Annotated in this window: 23 protein-coding genes and 1 tRNA gene; 9 read left to right on the top strand and 15 right to left on the bottom strand. The window is 47.1% G+C overall.

Annotated elements, in window-relative coordinates; genetic code table 11:
- Window positions 1-11 precede the first annotated feature (11 nt).
- The 4 genes from ITG12_RS06795 to rnd all read left to right on the top strand — a co-directional run bounded on the left by ITG12_RS06795 (window position 12) and on the right by rnd (window position 4,434).
- A complete protein-coding gene (locus ITG12_RS06795) occupies window positions 12-569 on the top strand; it encodes a Slp family lipoprotein (RefSeq protein ID WP_248873890.1) in 558 nt (185 codons plus the stop codon).
- A 6-nt stretch (window positions 570-575) separates the two neighbouring features.
- Window positions 576-1,430, top strand: a complete 855-nt coding sequence (locus ITG12_RS06790) for an alpha/beta hydrolase (protein WP_045409026.1) — start codon at window positions 576-578, stop codon at window positions 1,428-1,430.
- Window positions 1,431-1,536: 106 nt separating this feature from the next.
- On the top strand, window positions 1,537-3,228 hold the full coding sequence (gene fadD / locus ITG12_RS06785; protein ID WP_248873889.1) for a long-chain-fatty-acid--CoA ligase FadD: 1,692 nt from the start codon (window positions 1,537-1,539) through the stop codon (window positions 3,226-3,228).
- A gap of 87 nt (window positions 3,229-3,315) precedes the next feature.
- Window positions 3,316-4,434 carry a ribonuclease D gene (rnd, locus tag ITG12_RS06780; RefSeq protein WP_038879291.1) on the top strand — a complete coding sequence of 373 codons (1,119 nt, stop codon included), beginning with the start codon at window positions 3,316-3,318 and terminating at the stop codon, window positions 4,432-4,434.
- Window positions 4,435-4,542: 108 nt separating this feature from the next.
- On the opposite strand, the gene minE is transcribed toward rnd, so the two are convergent.
- The 3 genes from minE to minC are packed head-to-tail and all read right to left on the bottom strand — an operon-like array spanning window position 4,543 to window position 6,301.
- Window positions 4,543-4,806 (bottom strand): cell division topological specificity factor MinE, encoded by a 264-nt coding sequence (minE, locus tag ITG12_RS06775; RefSeq protein WP_005437690.1) that lies wholly within the window; start codon window positions 4,804-4,806, stop codon window positions 4,543-4,545.
- Between the two features lie 2 nt (window positions 4,807-4,808).
- A complete protein-coding gene (gene minD / locus ITG12_RS06770) occupies window positions 4,809-5,621 on the bottom strand; it encodes a septum site-determining protein MinD (RefSeq protein WP_005437688.1) in 813 nt (270 codons plus the stop codon).
- A 17-nt stretch (window positions 5,622-5,638) separates the two neighbouring features.
- Entirely contained in the window at window positions 5,639-6,301 is a 663-nt protein-coding gene (minC, locus tag ITG12_RS06765) for a septum site-determining protein MinC (protein ID WP_038865652.1), read from the bottom strand.
- A gap of 197 nt (window positions 6,302-6,498) precedes the next feature.
- Between minC and ITG12_RS06760 the strand changes: the two genes are divergently transcribed.
- The 4 genes from ITG12_RS06760 to ITG12_RS06745 all read left to right on the top strand — a co-directional run bounded on the left by ITG12_RS06760 (window position 6,499) and on the right by ITG12_RS06745 (window position 10,253).
- Complete coding sequence (locus ITG12_RS06760) at window positions 6,499-6,780, top strand: YcgL domain-containing protein (protein ID WP_038865650.1); 282 nt, start codon at window positions 6,499-6,501, stop codon at window positions 6,778-6,780.
- A gap of 51 nt (window positions 6,781-6,831) precedes the next feature.
- Window positions 6,832-7,803, top strand: a complete 972-nt coding sequence (locus ITG12_RS06755) for a lytic murein transglycosylase (RefSeq protein ID WP_248873888.1) — start codon at window positions 6,832-6,834, stop codon at window positions 7,801-7,803.
- A 70-nt stretch (window positions 7,804-7,873) separates the two neighbouring features.
- Window positions 7,874-8,818, top strand: coding sequence for a LysR family transcriptional regulator (locus ITG12_RS06750; RefSeq protein WP_038879297.1), 945 nt, complete (start codon window positions 7,874-7,876; stop codon window positions 8,816-8,818).
- Between the two features lie 235 nt (window positions 8,819-9,053).
- On the top strand, window positions 9,054-10,253 hold the full coding sequence (locus ITG12_RS06745) for a NupC/NupG family nucleoside CNT transporter (protein ID WP_038865646.1): 1,200 nt from the start codon (window positions 9,054-9,056) through the stop codon (window positions 10,251-10,253).
- 476 nt (window positions 10,254-10,729) lie between these two features.
- Here ITG12_RS06745 and ITG12_RS06740 read toward each other — a convergent pair whose 3' ends face one another.
- Both ITG12_RS06740 and folD read right to left on the bottom strand, forming a co-directional pair.
- Entirely contained in the window at window positions 10,730-11,026 is a 297-nt protein-coding gene (locus tag ITG12_RS06740) for an endonuclease domain-containing protein (protein ID WP_042606119.1), read from the bottom strand.
- Between the two features lie 705 nt (window positions 11,027-11,731).
- Window positions 11,732-12,592 carry a bifunctional methylenetetrahydrofolate dehydrogenase/methenyltetrahydrofolate cyclohydrolase FolD gene (gene folD, locus ITG12_RS06735; protein ID WP_042602204.1) on the bottom strand — a complete coding sequence of 287 codons (861 nt, stop codon included), beginning with the start codon at window positions 12,590-12,592 and terminating at the stop codon, window positions 11,732-11,734.
- Window positions 12,593-12,795: 203 nt separating this feature from the next.
- On the opposite strand from folD, the gene ITG12_RS06730 reads away from it, so the two are divergent.
- Window positions 12,796-12,872 (top strand) — tRNA-Arg (locus tag ITG12_RS06730).
- 101 nt (window positions 12,873-12,973) lie between these two features.
- Here ITG12_RS06730 and ITG12_RS06725 read toward each other — a convergent pair.
- From ITG12_RS06725 to ITG12_RS06680, 10 genes are read right to left on the bottom strand one after another with little or no spacing between them, the layout of a single operon-like run.
- Window positions 12,974-14,197 (bottom strand): beta-ketoacyl-ACP synthase, encoded by a 1,224-nt coding sequence (locus ITG12_RS06725; protein ID WP_042602203.1) that lies wholly within the window; start codon window positions 14,195-14,197, stop codon window positions 12,974-12,976.
- On the bottom strand, window positions 14,194-14,919 hold the full coding sequence (locus ITG12_RS06720) for a 3-ketoacyl-ACP reductase FabG2 (protein WP_248873887.1): 726 nt from the start codon (window positions 14,917-14,919) through the stop codon (window positions 14,194-14,196). Before ITG12_RS06720 ends, ITG12_RS06725 begins: the two co-directional genes overlap by 4 nt.
- A complete protein-coding gene (locus ITG12_RS06715) occupies window positions 14,916-15,380 on the bottom strand; it encodes a hotdog family protein (protein ID WP_248873886.1) in 465 nt (154 codons plus the stop codon). Before ITG12_RS06715 ends, ITG12_RS06720 begins: the two co-directional genes overlap by 4 nt.
- Window positions 15,373-16,560: a beta-ketoacyl-[acyl-carrier-protein] synthase family protein gene (locus ITG12_RS06710; RefSeq protein WP_248873885.1), complete on the bottom strand. Its 1,188-nt coding sequence runs from the start codon at window positions 16,558-16,560 to the stop codon at window positions 15,373-15,375. The genes ITG12_RS06715 and ITG12_RS06710 overlap by 8 nt, the downstream gene beginning before the upstream one ends.
- A 20-nt stretch (window positions 16,561-16,580) precedes the next feature.
- Window positions 16,581-17,192 (bottom strand): DUF3261 domain-containing protein, encoded by a 612-nt coding sequence (locus ITG12_RS06705; protein WP_042602236.1) that lies wholly within the window; start codon window positions 17,190-17,192, stop codon window positions 16,581-16,583.
- A gap of 26 nt (window positions 17,193-17,218) precedes the next feature.
- Window positions 17,219-19,561, bottom strand: a complete 2,343-nt coding sequence (locus ITG12_RS06700; protein WP_248873884.1) for an MMPL family transporter — start codon at window positions 19,559-19,561, stop codon at window positions 17,219-17,221.
- A complete protein-coding gene (locus tag ITG12_RS06695) occupies window positions 19,533-20,144 on the bottom strand; it encodes an outer membrane lipoprotein carrier protein LolA (RefSeq protein WP_248873883.1) in 612 nt (203 codons plus the stop codon). Before ITG12_RS06695 ends, ITG12_RS06700 begins: the two co-directional genes overlap by 29 nt.
- Window positions 20,144-20,590 carry an acyl-CoA thioesterase gene (locus ITG12_RS06690; RefSeq protein WP_038879318.1) on the bottom strand — a complete coding sequence of 149 codons (447 nt, stop codon included), beginning with the start codon at window positions 20,588-20,590 and terminating at the stop codon, window positions 20,144-20,146. The genes ITG12_RS06695 and ITG12_RS06690 overlap by 1 nt, the downstream gene beginning before the upstream one ends.
- Entirely contained in the window at window positions 20,590-22,143 is a 1,554-nt protein-coding gene (locus ITG12_RS06685; RefSeq protein ID WP_039975609.1) for an aromatic amino acid ammonia-lyase, read from the bottom strand. The genes ITG12_RS06690 and ITG12_RS06685 overlap by 1 nt, the downstream gene beginning before the upstream one ends.
- Window positions 22,127-23,860, bottom strand: a complete 1,734-nt coding sequence (locus ITG12_RS06680) for a glycosyltransferase family 2 protein (protein WP_248873882.1) — start codon at window positions 23,858-23,860, stop codon at window positions 22,127-22,129. Before ITG12_RS06680 ends, ITG12_RS06685 begins: the two co-directional genes overlap by 17 nt.

Raw genomic sequence — 23,860 nt, 5'->3', positions numbered from 1 at the left:
AGTAGGGGTTTATGAAACTTTCTAGACGTATTTTTCTGGTTATTATCGCAGCATTCGGGCTTTCTGCCTGTAGCTCTCTTCCTGAAGAGTTGAATGCAAGCACCGAGCAGGTTCTGACGGATTACAAAACCTTTGCCGAAGACCAAGGACAGGCTGCTAACGATGTTCGCCTTGGTGGTGTTATCGCGAAAGTGGATAACTTGAAAGACCAAACGCGTCTTGAGATCGTAAACCTTCCAATCAGCAAATCTGGCAAGCCAGATATCGACCAAGAACCAACGGGTCGCTTTGCGGTGTATTTTGATGGTTACTTAGAGCCAGTTTCTTTTAGTAAAGGTCGAATCATTACCGTTGTTGGTAAAGGTTCGGGCGAAGAAGAAGGCAAAATTGGTGAGCACCAATACATCTTCCCAGTCATCAAAGGCGATGGCTACCGCTTATGGAAGATTGAAGAGCGCGTACGTATGTACGACACACCAACCTATTACTACCCTTGTTACTCTATTAACTGCCGCATGTGGCGAAATGACTTCCCGCAAGATGGCAAGGTGATCAAGAAGGTTAAATAATCTGTGATGAATGAGCGCCGTTTCGAACTCCCAAATGGGAGCATGGCTGCCTTAGAGATCGGAAACGAAAAAACGACTGCTTGTTCAGTCGTTTTTCTTCATGGGTGGATGGATAACGCGGGCAGCTTCAAAAGTTTGATGAATGCCATCCATCAGCGAAATCCTGACCTTCATTTATTGGCGATTGACCTATTTGGTCATGGCTTATCCAGTCATAAATCCTCGGACAATTACTACCCCTTCCACGACTACATTGCTGATTTACACCAACTATTGGATGAATTATCGCCAAACAGACTGATGTTAGTAGGGCATTCACTAGGCGCCTTAATCGCAAGTTGCTATAGTGCTGCCTTTCCTGAACAGGTCGAAGCGTTAGTGCAAATTGAAGGAGCGGGTCCACTCGCTGAACAACCTTCCAATAGTGTGAAACGACTGCGAGATGGTGTCCTTGGCCGACAACGTCAACGCAATAAACCGGAGCGAGCTATCGCTTCTTTCGATCTGGCGTTAAAGCTACGCATACAAGCGAATCACCTGACCGCCGAGCAGTTGATGCCAATCGTAAAGCGCGGAACTGAATGTCGTGAGAACCAGTGGTTTTGGCGACACGATGCCAAATTAAAGTGCGATTCTCTTTATCGTATGGCACAGGACCACGCGAACTCGATCACCAGCCAAATACGCTGTCCGCACCTGATCATATTGGGTGACAAAGGATTTCAGCATTTACAGTCTAACCAAGTCGATTGGGGCGAAAATCCACCAAATGTGGTTTCTGTCGCGGGTGGGCACCATTGCCATTTAGAGCAAACACTCGAGGTCGCAAAGCGAATTCTTGGTGTAGTTAACAAAATTTAAACAAGTGTTTGAGAGTTACGTGCTCAAGCACGTTTGCTGTGCTGTAATAGTGTTCAAAATAAAAAGGACGCTATTTTTTAGCCAGTTATAAACGAGGAGTAACATCGTGGATAAACCATGGCTTTCACGTTATCCAAGTGACGTACCTGAAACCATTAATCCAGAGCAATATGAGTCTTTGGTAGAAATGTTCGAACAGTCTGTTCAAAAGTACGCAGACCAACCGGCATTCATGAACATGGGCTCGGTCATGACCTTCCGCAAATTGGAAGAGCGTAGCCGCGCATTCGCCGCATACCTACAAAACGAACTTAAGCTGAAGAAGGGCGACCGTGTCGCGCTTATGATGCCAAACCTGCTGCAATACCCTGTCGCGCTATTTGGTGTTTTGCGTGCTGGCTGTATCGCTGTGAACGTGAACCCACTTTATACTCCACGTGAGCTTGAGCATCAGCTAAACGATGCTGGTGCAACGGCGATCGTTATCGTTTCTAACTTCGCGAACACACTTGAGCAGGTTGTAGAAAATACACCAGTGAAACACGTCGTCTTGACCAGTCTTGGTCAAATGCTACCACGCGCGAAAGGTACGCTTGTCGACTTCGTCGTTAAATACGTGAAGGGCATGGTGCCTAAATACGACTTACCTGGCGCAATCTCAATGCGTAAAGCACTGCACAGAGGTCGTCGCCTTCAGTACGTGAAGCCATTCATGTCTGGTGATGATATCGCATTCCTGCAGTATACCGGTGGTACAACGGGCGTAGCGAAAGGCGCAATCCTGACGCACCGCAACATGATTGCTAACGTTATGCAGGCGAAAGGTGCATACGGTCCAGTACTGTCTCCAGGTCGCGAGCTTGTTGTTACGGCACTGCCGCTTTACCACGTATTCGCGCTGACAGTGAACTGTCTACTGTTCGTTGAAATGGGTGGCAACAACTTGCTTATCACTAACCCGCGTGATATTCCGGGCTTTGTGAAAGAGCTGCAAAAATACCAGTTCACTGCAATTACTGGTGTTAACACCCTGTTTAACGCGCTAGTGAACAACGAAGATTTCCATGAGCTAGATTTCAGCAACCTTCGCCTAGCTGTAGGTGGTGGTATGGCAGTACAACGTGCCGTGGCTGAAAAATGGCAAAAGACCACCGGCTGTTACCTACTAGAAGGTTACGGTCTAACAGAATGTTCTCCGTTGGTGGCGGCTTACCCGCACGACCTAGTGGAATATAACGGCTCTATCGGTCTGCCTGTACCATCAACTGAAGTACGTATTGTTGATGAAGAAGGTAATGCACTTGCAAACACAGAGACAGGTGAGCTTCAAGTTCGCGGTCCTCAAGTGATGCAAGGTTACTGGCAGCGCCCAGAAGCGACCAAAGAAGTGATCAACGAAGACGGTTGGTTATCGACGGGTGACATCGTTAAGTTTGATGATGAAGGCTTCTTGCACATTGTTGACCGTAAGAAAGACATGATTCTTGTATCAGGCTTCAACGTTTATCCGAATGAAATTGAAGACGTAGTTGCACTGCACGGCAAAGTACTGGAAGTCGCGGCTATCGGTCAGCCTCACGAAGTGTCTGGCGAGTTGGTGAAGATCTACGTTGTAAAACGCGATCCAAGCCTGACCAAAGACGAAGTGATTGCACACTGTCGCCAACACCTAACGGGCTACAAAGTACCGAAGTTGGTTGAGTTCCGTGAAGATCTACCTAAGACCAACGTAGGTAAGATCCTTCGTCGCGTACTGCGCGAAGAGAACGACGCGGATCTCGCGAAGAAGAGCGCATAAGCGGATTTCTTTGTGCAACAATCATTTATTGCCAAATAGTGTTAGAATGCCAGCGTTTTGCTGGCATTTTTTTATAGCGAGAAGCATGTGAACTATCAGATCATTACGAAAAACAAAGACCTAGAAGAAGTCTGCGCTCTAGCAAGAGAAGCCGACGTAGTTATGCTGGATACCGAATTCGTCCGAATCAGAACTTACTATCCGCAACTAGGTTTGATTCAGCTTTTCGATGGCAAACAACTTTCCCTTATCGACCCGACTGAACTGACGGACATGACGTCGTTCGTCGAGTTGCTAAAAGACACCTCAGTACTCAAAGTACTGCACGCGTGTGGTGAAGATTTAGAAGTCTTCCAAAATGCCTTTGGCTGCACACCATTCCCAATGGTTGATACTCAACTTATGGCGGCATTCCTAGGTCACGGCTTATCGACGGGCTTTGCTACGCTGGTGGAAGAATACCTAGGCGTTGAGCTCGACAAGAGCGAGTCTCGCACTGACTGGATGGCACGTCCATTGACTCAAAAGCAGCTTGATTACGCCGCAGCTGACGTTCATTACCTAATGCCTCTTTACGAGAAGCTACTCGATAAAGTCAATGAAGCTGGCTGGTGGGAAGCGGTTCAGCAAGAGAGTGATCTGCTTGTATCAAAGCGTATTCGCAACGTGAACGAAGAAAACGCGTACCTAGACATTAAAGGCGCATGGCAGTTAAGACCGGCTGAACTTGCGATCCTTAAGCCGTTAGCAACTTGGCGTTATAAAGAAGCAATTAAGCGCGACCTCGCATTAAATTTCATCTTCAAAGAAGGTGACTTACTGACGGTTGCTCGTCTTGGTTTGACTGGCTTTAAGAAGATGGAAGCGGAAGGCATCGACATCCGCGCGATTAACCGCCACGGTGCGAGGATTGCGGGTATCGTGAAAAGTGCAAAGCAAATACCTGCCGATGATTACCCAGCGAAAATTGAACGTTTGATGGATTACCCAGGCTACAAGCAAATCTTCAAGAACATGAAAGATGTAGTGAAGGTAGCATCGCAGAAGTCAGGTTTGGCGACCGAGTTTTTGGCTTCTAAAAAGCAGATCAATCAAATCATTAGTTGGGTATGGAAGAAAGATCGCGACCCAGCACGCCTACCAGATGTCATGCAAGGCTGGCGCCTTGAGCTTCTCGGAAAGAACATGGATAAGCTTCTGAAATAGGAGCAAATAAAAAAGGTTGGCATTATCGCCAACCTTTTTTGTAACACGCATTTGTTTTTGTTTTGAGTACTCAAGTGTTTAGAGCGCTCAAGCAAAGTCGAAAAGTAATTACTTCTCGTCTTCTGGCAACTTCACGTTTAGCTCAAGAACTGAAATATCATCGTCCTTGTGTTCAAACGTCAAATCCACCATGTTTGGATCAATCGCAACGTACTTGCTAATTACCTTCAAGATGTCCTCTTTCAATTGAGGTAGGTAAGAAGGTGCAGGATCGTTCTGGCTACGACGCTCAGCAACGATGATCTGCAAACGCTCTTTGGCTAGATTCGCAGAAGTTTTCTTTTGTGGGCGGAAAAATTCTAGTAGTGACATGTCTAGCCTCCGAATAGTCGTTTAAAGAGTCCTTTCTTCTCCTCAGTAAGGAAACGAAATTCAACCTGATTGCCCAGTAGGCGGTCTACCGTATCAGAGTAAGCCATACCTGCGTCGGTGTTCTCGTCAAAGATCACAGGTACACCTTTGTTTGATGCATTCAGTACCGCTTGGCTCTCTGGAATCACACCCAATAGAGAAATGTGTAGGATCTCTTCCACGTCTTCAACGCTTAGCATCTCACCCTGTGTTACGCGAGAAGGGTTGTAACGTGTCAACAGTAGGTGCTGCTTAACTGGCTCCAGACCTTGCTCTGCGCGTAACGACTTCGAGTCCAAAATACCTAGGATACGGTCGGAGTCACGTACCGAAGATACTTCCGGGTTCGTCGTTACGATCGCTTCATCTGCGTAGTACAGCGCCATCAGAGCACCTTGCTCGATACCTGCTGGCGAGTCACAGATGATGAAGTCGAAGCCCATCTCATCCAACTCAGTGAACACACGTTGTACGCCATCTTTCGTTAGCGCGTCTTTATCACGTGTTTGAGAAGCTGGAAGAATGAATAGGTTATCTGTGCGCTTGTCTTTGATCATAGCTTGGTTAAGCGTTGCTTCGCCGTTGATGACGTTAACAAAGTCATACACCACGCGGCGTTCACAGCCCATGATAAGATCGAGGTTACGCAAGCCGATATCAAAATCGATCACCGCAGTCTTTTTACCCTTTAGAGCCAGACCCGAGGCGATGGCTGCGCTTGAAGTGGTTTTACCAACGCCACCTTTGCCAGACGTTACTACAATAATGCGTGCCATTTTATTTCCTTTTTAGACTAAATCGTGAGTGTTTCTAGATGTAATGATTCTTCGGCTTTACTGATCATTACTTTCTTTTGCCAATACTCACTCTCAATTTGATCGCTCAACCAGTAATCTCCTGCAATGGAAACCAGTTCAGCTTGTAAATCGTGACAAATAATTCGTGCTTCTTGTTGGCCACTCGCCCCGGCAATAGCACGTCCGCGTAGGGTGCCATGAATGTGAATAGAGCCATCAGCAATCACTTCTGCACCAGCGCTTACGTGTGCCAGTACAACCAAGTCACCATCTTTGGCGTAAATCTGCTGGCCAGAACGAACTGGCGTGCGCACGATCTTCGTTGGAGCCATTTTGGCTGGTGCTTGAGTTGGAGATTTGCTCGCAGACATGATGGCGAAGCCCGCTTCTGAAGCAAGGTTTTGAACGCGTTTATCTTTACAGCCAGTCACACCAACCGGAATAAACCCTGCGTCAGCGATGCCTTGTTTAAGTGCGAGGAAATCAATATCACCTTCTACTTTTGCTATATTGATAACCAGAGGTGCGGATGCGAAGAAAGAAGGCGCTTGAGAAACCTTTTCTTGCAAAAATTCGACAGTCGTAGCGATCTCATTGTCAGAAAGGTGTAAAACTGACAATGTAAAACTGCTACCTTTAAGGTCAGGTGAATGGGTCATCGTGGACTTCTTGCCTTTATTGAAAGAGCGTTGCCTTAAACTAGGTCTGTCATGTTATATTTCATCCTTTAGCGCAGCAAGTTCTCAAGCGAGCAAATAAGTGAATTAATCTCAAATTTGCAATCAAGTTTGCGAGAATTTTACGTTTTCAACAAAATCCGCACTCAAAGCGGGTAAATCAGCACAAAAGGCTCGTCATGCTTTGTTCTATTTATAAAAGTTCTAAAAAAGAAGGCACTTATCTCTATATTCCGAAAAAGGATGATTTCTCACAGGTTCCTGACATGCTTATGCAAATGTTCGGTAAGCCTATGCCGGTGATGACAATCAAACTTGATGGCCGTACTTTGGCACAAGTTGATGTCGAGAAAGTGAAAGCTTCATTAATTAATGACGGTTTCTTCCTACAGGTTCCGCCTCCGCCGGAAAACCTACTCGATAAATACAAAGAACAAAAAGCCCAGCAGAAAGGCGAATAAACTCGCAACTTTTCATCTGGGAATTCTGCCTCGCTCATAAAGGAGGGCGATATGAAAAAATTACTGGCAGCCATGCTCAGCGTTGGTATGTGTACTTCAGCCGTTGCAAGCAGCGACGGCTTTGATGAATACCTAAATAAATTGCGTGCAGAAGCGCGTGATAAAGGTATTTCTGAGCAGGTGATCAGTGCTGCTTTTTCTGATGTGGAATACAAACCACGAGCAGTAAAAGCAGACCGTAACCAGCCAGAGAAGAAACTGACGTTAGACGAATACATTCCGCGTGCGGTTCCTGAGTGGAAGGTCAAGCAAGCGAAGCAACTGTATAAAGAACACTACGCTGAACTAAAACGCATTGGCGATGAGTTTGGTGTACAGCCGCGCTTTATCGTTGCACTTTGGGGCGTGGAAAGTAACTTCGGTAAGTTCACCGGTAACTTCCGCGTGATCGACGCGTTGTCGACCATGGCATTTGAAGGTCGTCGTGAAGAGTTCTTCCGTAAAGAAACCATGGCGGCGCTACAAATCCTAGATGAAGGTCATATCGAGCTAGAGAACTTCAAAGGTTCTTGGGCTGGCGCGATGGGTCAATGTCAGTTTATGCCAAGCTCATTCCTGCGCTTTGCCGCGGATGGTAACGGTGACGGTAAGAAGGACATCTGGCAATCAGAAGCAGACGTGTTTGCTTCTACTGCGAACTACCTAAGCAAATCTGGCTGGGATGATAAGTTCACTTGGGGGCGTCAGGTTAAAGTGCCACACGGCATTGACCACAACCTGCAAGGTCGCGAAGCAGAAAAAGGTAAGTACCTTCAAGAATGGAGCAAGCTCGGTATCACCAAATACGATGGCAGCCCACTTCCTAAGCTGGACGAAGACATTAAAGCTTGGCTGATCATGCCAGACGATGAGAACGGCCGTACTTACTTGGTGTACAACAACTACAATGTGTTGATGAAGTGGAACCGCTCTTACTACTTCGCACTGGCGGTAAGTCATTTAGCTGACCGCATCACATTCTAGGTTGAATGTATAAACGAATAAAAAGGGCTCTTCGGGGCCCTTTGTTTTCTCTATTTTAAACGAGGTTTGCGTGTTATCTGAACGTGCTGCACAAATGGTGATCTTCTCGGCGTTGATCAAACATAAGAATTTTACCGCTGCGGCAAAGAGCCTTGGTGTGTCTGTTTCTCACGTCAGTAAACAGCTTAGCCAATTAGAAGCTTCATTAGGCATCAAGCTTGTGCAACGTACCACGCGCAGCTTCACGCCAACCGAAGCGGGGCAAACCTTCTACCACCACTGTGAGCAAGTGGTACAAGCCGTTAGCAGTGCCACGTTAGAGATGGAAAGCCAACGCGATGAAGTCGCCGGCTTGGTTCGTCTTGGGTTGTCGCAATCTTTTGGCACACTCCACATCATTCCTGCTATCCAAGAACTTCGCGAGCAGTACCCACAACTGCAAGTTGAAGTGCATTTGTTCGATTACAAAGTCGATATGCTCGAAGAAGGCTTGGATCTGTGGATCACCAATAATGAACATTTGCCAGAAGGCTACATTGCTCAGCGCTTAGCAGATTGCCAATTCGTGGTTGCGGCCTCGCCGGATTACTTACTCAAGTACGATACACCAACCGAACCGAATGACTTGTCGCAACACAACTGTCTTATCTACCGCAGTTGGGAGCGTGACTACACCAGTTGGGCGTTCACCAATCGCGAGCAAGAACTCAACGTGAAAGTCTCTGGCAACTACTCAGTCGATTTGGCAGAAGCGGTACGTGATGCTGCGATCGCAGGGTGGGGGATTGCTTACTTAGCCACTTACTTGCTAGGGGATGAATTCCGCTCAGGTAAACTGATTCAGCTTCTACCAGATTGGAGAGCCAGCCAATCTATGCCGTTTTATGCGGTGTACCCAAGTCGTCAGCATATGCCAAAAAAGATCTCCGCGGTGATCGATTTCATTAAACAGAAGATCGGATCGCCTTGCCATTGGGATCAGCGATTAGCACCTTATATTTCGATTCCTAAGTAGCGAGTACATAAGGTGATTTGAATCACAAAATTTTTCCAAATTCAGAAACATATTTTCTATTTGGAAATAATGATTTTAGGCAAACGTTTATCTTCATTTAATTCAATGAGTTATTTGGCTGGTTAAATTGCAACCAGCCGACTTATTCAGCCTGTTAACATCTCCAACTTGCAGCATTTATTATGCTCTATACAATCCGACGCCTTTCCTGTTCCCCCTTTGTCGGATTCATTTTATGAACTCAATTCTTGGTATCGTAGCCATCCTATTCGTAGCATGGCTGCTTTCGACTAACCGCAAGAACATTCGTCTACGAACGGTGTCTTTGGCTTTTGCTCTGCAAGTTATCTTCGCGCTTTTGGTATTGTATGTACCAGCGGGTAAAGAAGCGCTTAACGCAGTAACTGGCGCGGTTTCTAATCTGATCAACTACGGTCAAGAGGGCATCGCGTTCCTATTTGGCAACCTAGCAACAGGTGGCTTTACCTTCGCGATTAACGTACTTGGTATCATCATCTTCTTCTCGGCACTGATTTCTGGTTTGTACCACATCGGCCTAATGCCAAAAGTGATCAACCTAATCGGTGGTGGTCTACAGCGCTTGTTAGGTACTGGCCGAGCAGAATCACTGTCTGCGACAGCGAACATCTTTGTGGGCATGATTGAAGCACCATTAGTCGTTAAGCCATATCTTAAGCACATGACAGACTCTCAGTTCTTCGCAGTAATGACTGGTGGTTTGGCATCGGTTGCTGGTGGCACGCTAGTAGGTTACGCATCACTGGGTGTGGATCTGAACTTCCTAATCGCAGCTGCATTTATGTCTGCGCCAGCGGGTCTTCTAATGGCAAAAATTATGATGCCAGAGACAGACACCACAACTCAGGATATGGACCTAGACCAAGTAGAAATTCCACGAGCAACCAACGTGGTTGAAGCAATGGCAGACGGCGCAATGTCTGGTTTACGTATCGCAGTGGCGGTAGGTGCAACGCTATTGGCGTTTGTGAGTGTTATCGCGATGCTAAATGGCATTCTGGGCTGGTTCGGCGGTCTATTCGGTATGGAATTGAGCTTCGAGCTAGTGCTTGGCTACCTATTCGCACCAATCGCATGGTTGCTAGGTATTCCTTGGAACGAAGCTATCGTGGCCGGTTCTCTGATCGGTAATAAGATCGTGGTAAACGAGTTCGTAGCCTTCATCCAACTGATGGAAGTGAAGTCTCAGCTAAGCGCACACTCACAAGCTATCGTAACCTTCGCACTGTGTGGTTTCGCAAACATCTCAACCATGGCGATGCTGATTGGTGGTCTAGGCTCACTCGTACCAGAGAAGCGTTCATTCATCTCGAAATACGGCTTCCGCGCAATTGCAGCAGGTGTAATGGCGAACTTGATGAGTGCATCAATCGCTGGCGTGATTTTGAGTTTGTAACAGAACCCCTCCCTAACCCTCCCCTTAAAAAGGGGAGGGGACTAGACCTGAGTGCGCTGAGTATGGAGCGCCAATCGACAGTTAATATAATGTCTGTAGCGATTGCATTAGTTGAATCGATCTCTTTCCGGTCCTCCCCATTTTCAAGGGGGAGTTAGAGGAGGTTATTACTCCGAACTAAATCCGGTCGCTGCATTTGAATAAGTTAACAAACGAGTAGCGAGCTCAGTCCAGTCCTCCCCATTTTTAAGGGGGAGTTAGAAGGGGTTATTAATCCGAACTAAATCCGGTCGCTGCATTTGAATAAGTTAGTGAACGAATAGCGATCTCAGTCAGGTCCTCCCCATTTTCAAGGGGGAGTTAGAGGAGGTTGTTACTCCAAACTAAATCCGGTTGCTGCATTTGAATAAGTTAACAAACGAGTAGCGAGCTCAGTCCAGTCCTCCCCATTTTTAAGGGGGAGCTAGAGGGGGTTATTACTCCGAACTAAATTGAATAATCCTTTCCAAAACAGACTCGGTTTGCTTCATCACTTCTTCGTTGGTAAATCGCAGAACCTTAATCCCCAACGCTTCTATGAATGCATCCCTCTTTGTATCTTTCTCTTTTCCCTCGGTAGAGAAATGGCTATCGCCATCAATTTCTATTACGAGACTCAATTCAGCACAATAGAAGTCAACGATGTAGCGACCAATACCGTGTTGCCTACGAAACTTTACACCGAGTTGTTTTCGTCTAATTTTTTGCCAAAGTACTTCTTCAGGTTTTGGCATATTCGAGCGTAGCTTGCTTCTGATTTTCTTTTGATACTTCAAGTTAAACGTTCGTTGTTGCACTTGTGCTTCCTTTGCGTTCTCAACCCCTCCCTAACCCTCCCCTTAAAAAGGGGAGGGGACTAGAGCGGAGTGCGCTTAGTGTGAAGCGATAATCGAGAATTCATATAATGTTTGCTTTGATTGCATCTGTTAGAGCGATCCAGTCCTCCCCATTTTCAGGGGGGAGCTAGAGGAGGTTATTACTCCGAACTAAATCCGGTCGCTGCATTTGAATAAGTTAGCGAACGAATAGCGATCTCAGTCAGGTCCTCCCAATTTTCAGGGGGAGCTAGAGGGGATTATTACTCCGAACTAAATCTGGTAGCTGCATTTGAATAAGTTAGCGAACGAATAGCGATCTCAGTCAGGTCCTCCCCATTTTCAAGGGGGAGTTAGAGGGGATTATTACTCCGAACTAAATCCGGTCGCTGCATTTGAATAAGTTAGCGAACGAATAGCGAGCTCAGTCAGGTCCTCCCCATTTTCAAGGGGGAGTTAGAGGGGGTTGTTACTCCAAACTAAATCCGGTTGCTGCATTTGAATAAGTTAACAAACGAGTAGCGATCTCAGTCAGGTCCTCCCCATTTTCAAGGGGGAGTTAGAGGGGGTTGCTGCTCCAAACTGAAAGGGCTCCTTGCGGAGCCCTTTCAGTATCGTAATTCTTTATTTCTTCGTATGAAACTGCTCGCAAGCGAGCATCGTGTTCTCAATTAGGCTTGCTACCGTCATAGGACCTACGCCGCCCGGTACAGGAGTAATAAAGCTCGCGTTCTCACGTGCTTTATCGTATTCCACGTCGCCGACTAGCTTGCCAGATTCAAGACGGTTGATGCCTACATCGACCACAACAGCCCCTTTCTTAACCCACTCGCCAGGAATGAAGTTTGGCTTACCAACCGCAACCACAACAAGATCAGCTTGGCGAACGTGACCTTCTAGATCTTTCGTAAAGCGGTGACAAGTTGTCGTTGTACAGCCTGCAAGTAGCAGCTCAAGTGTCATAGGACGACCAACGATGTTTGATGCGCCAACCACAACCGCGTGCTTGCCACGTAGTTCGATGTTGTAACGATCAAGAAGAGTAATGATGCCTTTTGGCGTGCAAGAGCGAAGCTTAGGAATACGCTGCGCTAGACGGCCCACGTTATAAGGGTGGAAGCCATCCACGTCTTTCTCTGGGTGAATACGTTCAAGAACATGCGTTGCATCGATGCCAGCAGGAAGTGGCAACTGAACAAGAATACCGTCGATTTCTGCATCATTGTTCAACTCGTCAATGAGAGATAGCAACTCTTCTTCCGACGTAGTCGCAGGAAGGTCAAAAGACTTAGAGACAAAGCCAACTTCTTCGCACGCACGGCGTTTGCTGCCAACGTAAACTTGAGAAGCTGGATCTTCACCAACTAGAACAACTGCAAGACCTGGTGCACGTAGGCCCGCTCCAACGCGAGCTTTCACTCGTGCTGCAACTTCGGATCGAACAGTTTGGGAAATGAGAGTTCCATCTATATTTTGAGCAGTCATGACTTTCCTTTTAAATTGAGAAGGGAAATTATTTGCGGCGCATTGTCGCAGAAAATCTATTTAACATCCATACGCAAACGTTTGCTTTGTAGTGTTTTTGAACATTTCTCGTTTCAATGCCCTTTTTTTAGGCATTCAGATCAGAATGTTATGAAAACACGTTGATTTAAGCGCTTGAACTCGTATAATCCTGTCCCTGTAGCGCGCCCTTAGCTCAGCTGGATAGAGCACGTCCCTTCTAAGGATGTGGTCATAGGTTCGAATCCTATAGGGCGTGCCATTTATTCAAAAGCCCCGATAACTCCTCGAGTTATCGGGGCTTTGTCGTTTTAGCCAATTTAATAAAAAAGCGCTAGTATCTACTAGCGCTTTTTTAACGGGTTAAATTTTCTTAAAAATGATCGAAGTGTTGATGCCACCGAACGCGAAGTTGTTACTCATTAAGTATTCCACTTCCAGTTCACGGCCTTGACCGGATAAGTAATCGAGATCACCACATTGTGGATCGAGATTATCTAAGTTGAGGGTCGGGCTAAACCAACCTGTATGCATCATCTCAAGACTTAACCAGGCTTCGATAGCGCCGCAAGCGCCCAGAGTATGGCCAAAGTAGCTCTTTAAAGAACTGATTGGCACCTTACCGAGTGCATTGGCAGTCGCGTTACTTTCTGCGATATCTCCTCGGTCGGTTGCCGTTCCGTGAGCCGAAACATAATCGATTTTATCCGCAGGAATACCTGCATTCTGTAACGCCATTTCCATACAGATCTGCATGGTTTCCATTTGAGGTTGCGTCACGTGTGCCGCATCGCAGTTACTTGCAAAGCCGATAATCTCTGCATAGATTGTCGCACCACGTGCAACGGCGTGTTCGTATTCTTCTAAAACCAACGTACCCGCACCTTCACCGATCACTAGGCCGTCGCGGTCAGTGTCATAAGGCCTCGGTGTGCTTTTCGGCTCTTCATTTTTTAGACTGGTCGCAAAAAGGGTATCGAAGACAGCCGATTCTGTCGGACAAAGCTCTTCAGCGCCACCTGCAACCATAACGGTTTGGTAGCCGTGTTTGATAGCTTCGTAGGCGTAACCAATCGCTTGACTGCCAGAAGTACAGGCGCTGCTGGTCGGAATCACTCGACCACGTAAGCCGAAGAACAGCCCAACGTTAACTGCAGTCGTGTGCGGCATCATTTGTACGTAGGTGGTTGCAGTGATGGCTTTGGTGGTTTTTTCGTTAAGCATGACACCAAAGGCACCAATCGCATCGGTACTGCCTGTTGAAGAGCCGTAAGCAATGCCAGTTTGACCGTTTGTCAGCACTTCGTTGCCAATTAAGCCAGCTTGGTTTAATGCGTTTTCGGTGGCTACGGTAGCCAGTTTAGAAACACGACCCATGCCGCGAACTTGTTTGCGCTTGTAGTGCTTAGGCAGTTCAAAATCCATGACTGGAGCTGCCAGTTTGGTATTCAAACCATCATATTGCTCGTAAGAGGGCATGTATTGAGTGGCGTTTTGACAATCGCGTAGTTTAGGTTCTACTGCAGACCAATCGTTACCAAAAGCAGTAACGCCGGACATACCTGTTACAACGACTCGACGACTCATACTAAGCCTCCGTTTACTGAAATGACTTGGCGAGTCACGTAGCCCGCGATGTCTGACATTAAGTAACTCACAAGGCCAGCGACCTCCTCTGGTTCACCCATGCGGCGCAGAGGGATTTGTGGCATCGCGTGCTCTTTTACGTGCTCGTCTACCATGCCAGTATCGATAAGACCGGGCGCCACGCAGTTTACGGTGATCTTGCGTTTTGCTAGCTCAAGAGCCAATGACTTAGTTGCACCAATCACGCCTGCTTTTGCTGCGCTGTAGTTGGTTTGGCCGCGGTTGCCCATCAAGCCAGATACCGAAGCTAGCGTTACAATGCGGCCGCCTTTGCGTTTTTGTACCATTGGCATCACACAAGGATGCAGCACATTGTAGAAGCTATCTAAGTTAGTATGAATCACACCGTCCCACTCTTCTTCTGTCATTGCAGGGAAGGCGGTGTCGCGAGTAATCCCAGCATTGTTAACTACGCCGTAGTATGCGGCATGCTCGGCAATGTCCGCTTCTAGCTTGTTGCGGCATTCTTCACGGTTACTGATATCAAACTGAATTAGGCGGCCGTTGCCACCATTTTGTTGGATAGTACCTAAAGTATCTTGTGCGCCTTGTTGATCGCCCATGTAATGCACGACGATGTCAAAACCGTCTTTCGCAAGTTGAACGGCGATGGCTTTACCGATGCCTTTACTAGCACCTGTTACGAGGACTTGTCGGGTCATTGTTGACTCCTGATTTTCATTTCTTTTAATTTTTCTTCTGATGGGACGTAAACGTTCAGTTGGCAGGTCGCAATGGTCTTTTCTTGCCACTCAATTCGAGCCGAAAATACTGCCATACCATTGTCTTCCATCATTTTTTCTGCGTATACGTCGAGTATTTGCCCCTGCATAAACGCATCGCAATCTGCCACGTAGCGTCGGCTGCCAAGCAAAAAACCGATGGGCGGTTCTTTACCTTGAGTAAGCGCGTGATAGCCGGACCAAGCGGCGACAGATTGAGCCATGAACTCGATACCGACATAAGCAGGCACCGAGAGGCTTTCTTGGTTGAAGAATGGATTGTGGTCACCGATATCAACTTGGCAATGAATGGTGTCTTGTTGAACGTCTAAAGCACGATCAACCAGAATCATCGGTTTATCGTGCGGAAGCAGTTGTTCAATAGGGGGAAGTTTAGTCATGAGCGTAACCAAAAATGAGACTAACGTTATTACCACCAAAAGCAAAAGAGTTGCTTAAAATGGCCTTACCATTCAGTTTCGTTGCTGTTTCTACCAACGAAATCTCGATGTCTTCGGCTTTATTTTCACAAGACTGAATCGGAAGGTCGAGGTCGTAATTTAAAATATGCCACGCAATGGCCGCTTCTGTGGCGCTGGCTGCACCCAACGTGTGACCTGTTAACGGTTTGGTTGAGCTGACAGGGACTGCATCGCCAAAGCAACGATGGATGGCTTTGCTTTCCATCGAATCATTCAGTGGTGTTGCTGTGCCATGGGCGTTGATGTAACCAATGTCACTTGGTGATAAACCCGCGTTTTCGAGTGCCTTCATCATCGCTTGTTCTGCGCCAACACCTTCAGGATGAGGGGCGGAGATATGATGCGCGTCAGAGCTGTCACCTGTGCCAAGTAAGGCCACTTTGGTTGGAGATGTACTTAGCAACATAACAGAAGCCGATTCGCCAATGTTGATGCCATTACGGTCAGCACTGAAAGGTGCGCAGTGCTGTTCTGAAAGAGCTTCTAATCCGTTGAAGCCGTTAAGTGTTAGGCGACAAATCGTATCGACACCACCGACAATCACCGCATTTACAAGCCCGGCTCGAATCAGGCGTTGAGCAGTAATAAATACGCGGCCACTCGAAGAGCAAGCTGTGGAAACTGAATAACACGGTCCGGCTAAACCAAAGTAAGCGGCGACAAAGTCACTGCAATTGCCAAGTTCTTGCTTGCGATAGTGGTAGCTTGCAGGGAAGTCTCCTTCGGAGAGTTTTTCTGCAAATGCCACCTCGCCATCGGTGATGCCTGACGTGCTGCTACCGATAACAACGGCAACACGTTCTGCGCCATACTGTTCTATGGCGTCGCGCACAGGCCCTTCAATCTGACGAAGAGCAGATAGTGCCAGACGATTGTTGCGAGTATCAAATGGGACTAACTCAGGCGGCATCTCTGGTAACGACTCTGCCACTCGGCCAATCACTGTTTGGCGGCCAGAGTTCAGAATATCCGCATCAATGACCATGTTAGATGGTTGAATTCCAGCTAGGCACCGATGAATAACGTTTTCATCTTTGCCCAATGCGGAATGAAAACCACAGGCCTGAATATACAAAGGTTGAGGAGAGCGAGTTGGCATATAGATTTACTAAGGTCGTTCTAGTTTAATTGATATTGCAGTGTTTGAATGGAGATTGAAAACCCATGTTTGAGGTGGTGAAAATCAATCTGACCTTTTAACTTGTCAGCGTTTGCATAGCGTATCTCTATGACCTTTTCACCGTCGCTATCAAATACGGTTCGGGAATATCCATCATCAATCATTCGCCACCTTACCTTATTTAGCGGCGCTTCCCAAGCGGAACTCGGCCACAGCGTGATCATTAGATTGAATAGTACCTGCTCTGGTTCCGGTAAGGTGCCCTGTAGCCCGTTTAAAATTTCAGTATTGATTTGCGTGCCATCGTATTGCAGTGACAAGACGCGAGTTCCCCATGAGGAAAAACCAGCCAAGACCACATCAGCGTCGCTGACTTGCAGTTGTACGGGTAATTGTTCTTGCTTGTCTTTGCCATCAATCGACCAAGTCGCGGTGATCAATTGGCTTGCTGTGAGCTGGTAGCCTAGTGCGCTCGGGGCTGGAAGAGAGACTTGGGTGCCTTTGGCTATTTCCACCGTTGGCGTTGACTGCTGAGGAACTAAGCTACACGCACTGAGCAGAATGCTTAGCGTGAGGCCAACAGTAACTCGGAGCATCGTGGTTATCTTCATCGTTATGGGCTTCATCGTTCTGAACTTCATTGTGATTTATCTTCCGTCATGATGGCGATAGGAGAGAGCAGCCACGCGATAAAAATACCGCTTAATACCGTGATACCAAAGCTATGGATGGCATGCGTTTGGCTCAACGAGAGCAGACCAAAAGATAAGACCGTGGTAATGGCTGACAACGTAATTGCAAGCAAGGTGCTGAGACTGCGAGCTTTCTCGGCAAAGAACAAGGTGTAGTCGATACCAATACCAAGAATCAAAATCAGGCCAAGTAAGTTAAACAGATTGAGCGTTGAACCCGCGGCCACGGCTGCCGCCAGGCCCCCGGCACAAGCAATGGCAGACGGTAACAAGATTCGCCAAGCGTGTTTAAAGCCGTAGCGTTTGACTAATACTGCAAAAATTAAGGCTGTCGCTGCCAGTAATAGCTCCATGATTTTGATTCGGTATTCGCCAAACAGGGTAGAAATTTCTTCTGCTTTGTTTAGGTAAGCCACGTCAGCTTGTGATTGAGCGAACGCTTGCACCAGACCGAGATTCTTAACTTCATTCAGTGTAATCACGGCGGCTGATTTACCTTCAATCTCACCTAAATGTAGAAAGCGAATCGGTTCTGATACCGGGTTACTGAGGTACTGTGCTAGGGTGATCGGTGCAAATTCAGCTTGTAACTCTGGCACTTTAGTCAGTTGCAATCCTGCGGCTAATGCTGGCCCCTGAGTTTGGTACAAGTGGCTGATTAAGTTGAAATCTTGTTGTTGGCGCTGATTCGAACCTAAGTATTGAGCCAAACTCTGATGGCCTTTGATAAGGCGCTCTTTTTGCCAGTTAGCTAAAATCAGCTCAAGGCTTTCCAAGCGCTGCATTAAGGCTTCATCTGAGTCAGCACTAACGACCAACATTTGTTGTGATGCCTGCATGCCACTCACTTGTGTTATCAAGGCTTCTTGTTGCTTTAACGTCGCTGGCATGGCTTGCAGTTGGCGAATATCATCATCGTATTTGAGTTGAGCAAGATAGTATCCGCTGATGGCTAAACACAACACAGGCAAACCGAATTTGAAAGCAGGGCGCTGCCATAAGTTTAACCAAACTGAGAGCAAGCGCTTACCCGGTAAAATTGCGGCCGATTGAGAGGGCTTTGTCGCCAATATCGGATACCAAGCCACGACGGTCGCATAGGCGGTAATCAAACCAATCGATGAGAACAGAGCCAACTGCTGCAGCCCAGGAAAAGGCGCGACCAGCATACCTAAATAGCCAATCAAACTGGTGACAAGCCCAAGTGTGATTGCAGCAAAGATGTGTTTCAGCCCCAAGCGGCTGTCCCATTGATTACCAGCGGCTAATCGTTCTGTTAGATAATGGAAAGCGTAGTCAATGGAAACGCCAATCAGACTCGCGCCAAAAACCAAGCTAAACAGGTGAACTCTGCCAAAAATCCATGTCGTGATACCTAGTGCGACGGCAAGTCCAACCGAGATAGACAATAGTGCTAAAGCCAATGGCGTTACACTACGGAAGACGACAAGAAACAGCACCACAATTCCTAGCAGAGAGAATACGCCGATGGTACTGATTTCTGACTTCGCGCTTTGAGTTCCAAAATCGGCATAAAACAGCACACCAGTATGTGCCGTTTGTACGCCATATTTGTTAGCAATGGCGTGTTCCAATTGGTCAATTTCAGGCACCGCCAATTGGGTTGATAATGCGTAAGGTGAGCCACCTAATGTCGCCGTGATCAATAAATAAGGTTGGCCGTTCTTCTCGGTAAACAAATACCCATTTTCTAAATGAAACGCTGAGGTTTGTTGAGTTACCTGACCTAAATAATCACGGAAGAGTAAGAACGGGTCGGTTTGTAACTCTTGTCCTGTCACACCAGAAAAAGGATTGTAGAGAGATTGAATCACATGCTGAACTTGCGCTTGAGGATTTGTTGTTAATCGTACGCGTTGTTCAGGAGTGAGTTGCTGAAAGCGATGGTTGAAATAGTAACTTGCCCATGCTTTTTGCTTGTCTGGTGAGATTTTGCCGACAACTTCAGTAAAGTGCTGAGTTTGTTGTAAGCCTTGCTCAAATGCTGCCGCAGCCTGAAAAAGTTTGGCTTTATCTGGCGCCGACAAAACAAAAATAACCTTATCACTCATGCTGCTAGAAACCGCGTCGAAGGCTTGCTCAGCAATTGGGTTTTGCTGATTTTCTGGCAATAGCTTCAGAATGTTAGTTTCAATTGGTGAGTGCTCGCTATCAAGCCATTGCGTCAGCAACAGCGAACTTGCAAGCACTACAATCCCCAACCAAACCAAAGCCAGTGAGTGCGAACCTAACCGGAATTTAGAAGTCAAATTGAGCCTTTTCAGCATCCGTCATTTCCAGTGGTAGTGAAGTCTGTTGAGTGAACTCGATTTCTGTTTTGTCACCACGCAGTTCTTCTAGCATTAATTGGTCGATATGTTGTTCACCAGAAAGGGTAATCACTTTAAATACCGCATTGAGGGGCGCTTGTTTAGGCGTTAGAGCCAGTTGCCATTTACCGTTTTCTTGAGCAGAGAAATTAAGCGTAAATTGCGCTTTTAGCGCTGCTGTATCGCCATGGAATACCGAAAGAAACACATGGCTGAAGTAAAACGCCATTGGGTTTTCTTGGGCCGTAATGATCTTTGAAACTTGATCCCCAAACGTTTGACGCAACTTGTTTTGAGTAAGCACTAAGTTCACAGCAAATGGCACTTGTTGTTGCCAGAATAAGCCATGCGATTTACTGAGCGTAAATTTACCGGTTGATGTTAGCGGTTGATTGAACATTTCAAGGTGGCGGCTTTGTTTAAAGTCACCACGTACTATCTCGTTCTGAGATAACTGCTGTTGAAGGGATTCTAAATCAGTCACTTGAGCCCAAGCAGAAACAGAGAACAGCATCAATAAAGAGCATAACCATTTGCGCATTAAGCAAGGCTCCCATGCTTGTGCCATTGTTCGATTTTGTCCATGAATACGGCAGGTGAAGCAAAGCACATCTCTTGTTTCTCAATCGATACCGCGACTTGGGTCGTGTGCGCTTTACACATACGTTGGTCAGTGTTGGCATCGTAGATCACATAGTCGACGCGCAAGCGGTTCTCCCACTCTGTCAGCTTTGCGGTAATACGAATTTCATGATTGAACGGAATCGCTTTTACGTACTTCACGCGCGTATCAATGATTGGCCACATGTAGCCAGACTCATTCATATCGCGGTAGCTGTATTCAATCTTTTCCATTAGGACACGGCGTGCTTCTTCAAAATAGCGAAAGAAGTTTCCGTGATAAATCACACCCATTGGATCTGCATCTTGAAATGAGGTGATCATCGTCACCTCAGCTTCCAAAGGGTAAAGGACTTGTTCTTGCATTACGCCTCCGCGTACAACGACCATTGACGTTGCTGAATTTTAGCAATGAAGTTACGCAGATCATGCTCTAAAGGACGATCTTCGACAACAAACTCAAACTCTTCCAGTACCGCATCGCGAATCATCTTCAAGTTACTGCTCATGTGGTGCTCATCAAGCTCATTATGGCGACGACGAATTTCTACCGCTTGCACACTTGCCAGCAATGACGCGGCTGCAACTTGTTCGGTTAGTTCCAGTACACGCATACAATCGCGTGCAGCAATGGTGCCCATGCTGACTTTGTCTTGGTTGTGGCACTCTGTCGAACGAGAGAACACGCTCGCAGGCATGGTGTGTTTCAGCGCCTCTGCTGTCCATGCGGAGATGCCGATTTGTACTGCTTTGAAACCGTGATTGATTGGTTTACGTTCGCCCTCTGCACCGGTCAGGTTAAACGGAAGGCCGTTGTTGAACTTGTAATCCATCAGCTGTGCCATTTGACGATCCAACAAATCAGCAAGGTTAGCAATGTTCGCTTTTAAGGTATCCATGGCCATTGCGATGTGGCCGCCATAGAAGTGACCGCCATGCAGCACACGTTCGTTGTCACCATCAATGATTGGGTTGTCGTTAGCACTGTTGAGTTCGTTTTCGATCAACTGACGTAACCAAGGCAGAGAATCTTGCACCATACCAATCACATGCGGAGCACAACGCAGAGAGTAACGGTCTTGAAGACGGTCGCTATTGCGTGGTGGGCGCTCGGCTTTAAGGTCGTTACGCAGCCAAGCGGCAACTTGTTGTTGGCCTGGGTGCGGCTTCACGGCGAACAAGGCTTCATCAAAGTGGAAATCATTCCCTTGCATGCCCACCGATACCATTGCCGTTATCTTGGTACACAACTGCGCAAGATATTCTGCGCGTTTATAAGCGATACAAGCCAGCGCAGTCATGACCGATGTGCCATTCATCAGCGCCAACCCTTCTTTTGGCTTAAGCGTAATTGGGTTAATACCTAATTCGGCAAACACTTCTTGGGTTGGACGTACTTCACCTTTGTAAAGCACATCGCGTTCACCAATCAATGCTGCAGCAAGGTAAGAAAGCGGCGTTAGGTCACCACTTGCGCCTACGGAGCCTTCTTGCGGAATACGTGGAGCAACATCATGGTTGATTAAGTTTACGATCTGGTTAAGTAGATCGTGAGAAACACCCGATACACCTTGCGATAATGAACACAGACGTGTCGCAAGAACGGCTCTTGCTTGTTCGTGGGAAAGGATTTCACCTAAGCCACAACCATGAAAGCGAGTTAAGTGCAGCGGTAACTCATCAACCAATGCTGGTGGAATCGCGACGGTACACGAGTCACCGTAACCTGTGGTCACGCCGTAAATGACGCCTTCTTCTTTCAGCAATTTCTCTAGAAAAGCGACGCCACGATCGATCTTGGACGTAAATTCTGGTGACGCATTCATGCTTGCGTTTGCGCCTTGTGCAATCGCAACCACATCTTCGATAGAAAGAGCTTGTGCGCCGAAGGTAATGTTTTGATTAGTGTTCGTTGTCATGTTGCTGATTACTTAAAGTCCAGAAGTTGAAAAAGTTATACCACTGCAACGGTGCTTGCAGAGTATGGTGCTCCAATCGTTGCGCGTATTGCTGTACCACAGTATCTAACGCTGCTTGGCGCGTTTTGCGTGGTAGGACGATTTGGTCGCTAAAATGTTCGAAGTACACATTGAAGTGCGGGGTGATGGCATTGTCGTCTCGTAGGCCAAACAGCAAATAAACCGGCGCCTTCAGTACCGAGGCCAACATAAATGGACCTTGAGGGAAGGGGGCGGATTTACCTAAAAAGTCTGCCCAAACCACGCGGCTTTCAACGCTGGTTGAAGTGCGATCTCCTACAATCACAACCCATTCACCTTGCTCAATTTTTTGTTGTAGCAAAATGGCGGTGTCTGGCCCCATTGAGCTAACTTGAATCACGTTGAGTTCTGAGCTCGGGTTTACGGCTTTCATGACCGCATTGAACTGCTCAGCGTGTTCGGTGAACACCAAAGCATTAATTTTGACATGAGAATGGCGACGACCAAGTGCGCGGCACAGTTCTATGTTGCCTAGATGTGAGCCCAGAATGACCACACCTTGTTGTTTCTCTGCCATTGCTTCGAAGTGGTGCTGACCATGAATGGTGAGATTACTCACGTCAAAGTCACCTTGCCACGCGGCCAGCTTATCCAGCATGGTGCGGCCAAATGACAAAAGATGATGATAGCTATCGAGTGGCTGTGGTAACACTAAACTTTGCTGTTTCGCGTAAGTCTGTAATTGGTTGAGATAAAGCTCAGATGCTTGACGTGAATACTTACCAGTAAGGTGGTAATAGCGCATCACTAACTTCAGGATGAAGTCGAACGCTTTGCGGCCAAACAGACGGTAGATCGCCAGAAGCGTCTTGATGCCTAAAACGGTGCCTTGCTCTTTGCGTTTCGACCAATGCGCATCGCTTTGATTGTGCTTTTGTTCGATGTCTTTAGATTGACGTTTTCGAGCTAACAAAGATGGAATGCGTGGCAACATGCCAAAGAACAAGCGAGTATGCATCCAACTGATTTTGACGTTGTCCCACAACGCGTCAAAGTGGGAAATACCGCCTTCAGGGTAAATCACCCGAGTCGGAACAAAGTCGATATCAGTGCCATCCCAATACATGCGAACAAGGATCTCGATATCGAAGTCCATGCGTTTACCAATCTCATTCTTATTGAGGACGTTGGCCGTAGCTTCGAGAGGATAAGCACGAAAGCCGCACATGCTGTCTTTAATCGACAGAGACAAGGTTTCAATCCATACCCAGATATGGGTTGCGTATCGGCCATACAGACGCGATTTTGGTACGCTGTCGTCGTAAATCGGTTGACCTGAAATCAAGTTATCTGGCTTATCTTGTGAAGCTTGAAGCAGATTAGGTAGAGCATCAAGATCATGTTGACCGTCGGCGTCGATTTGAATCGCGTGACTAAAGCCATCCGTGTAGGCTTGTTGAATACCAGCCATTACCGCTCCGCCTTTCCCTTGGTTTTCGGTCAGACGAATTAAGGTGATTTTCTCTTCGTTTGCTAACGCATCCAGTGTTTGTTTTGTCGCCTCTTCACTGCCGTCATCCACGACCAAAATGGGCACGGAAAATGACGCGAGAGAATCTACAACGGCTGCGATGGTGCTACCATGGTTATAGCAAGGGATCAGAAAGCACGGTTGATAGGAGTTTGCGCCGCTCAC

The organism is Vibrio sp. ED002 (assembly GCF_023277445.1).
GTDB lineage: Bacteria > Pseudomonadota > Gammaproteobacteria > Enterobacterales > Vibrionaceae > Vibrio > Vibrio jasicida.
The sequence above is the reverse complement of the archived record's forward strand: the minus strand, read 5'-3'. Positions and strand labels throughout refer to the sequence as shown.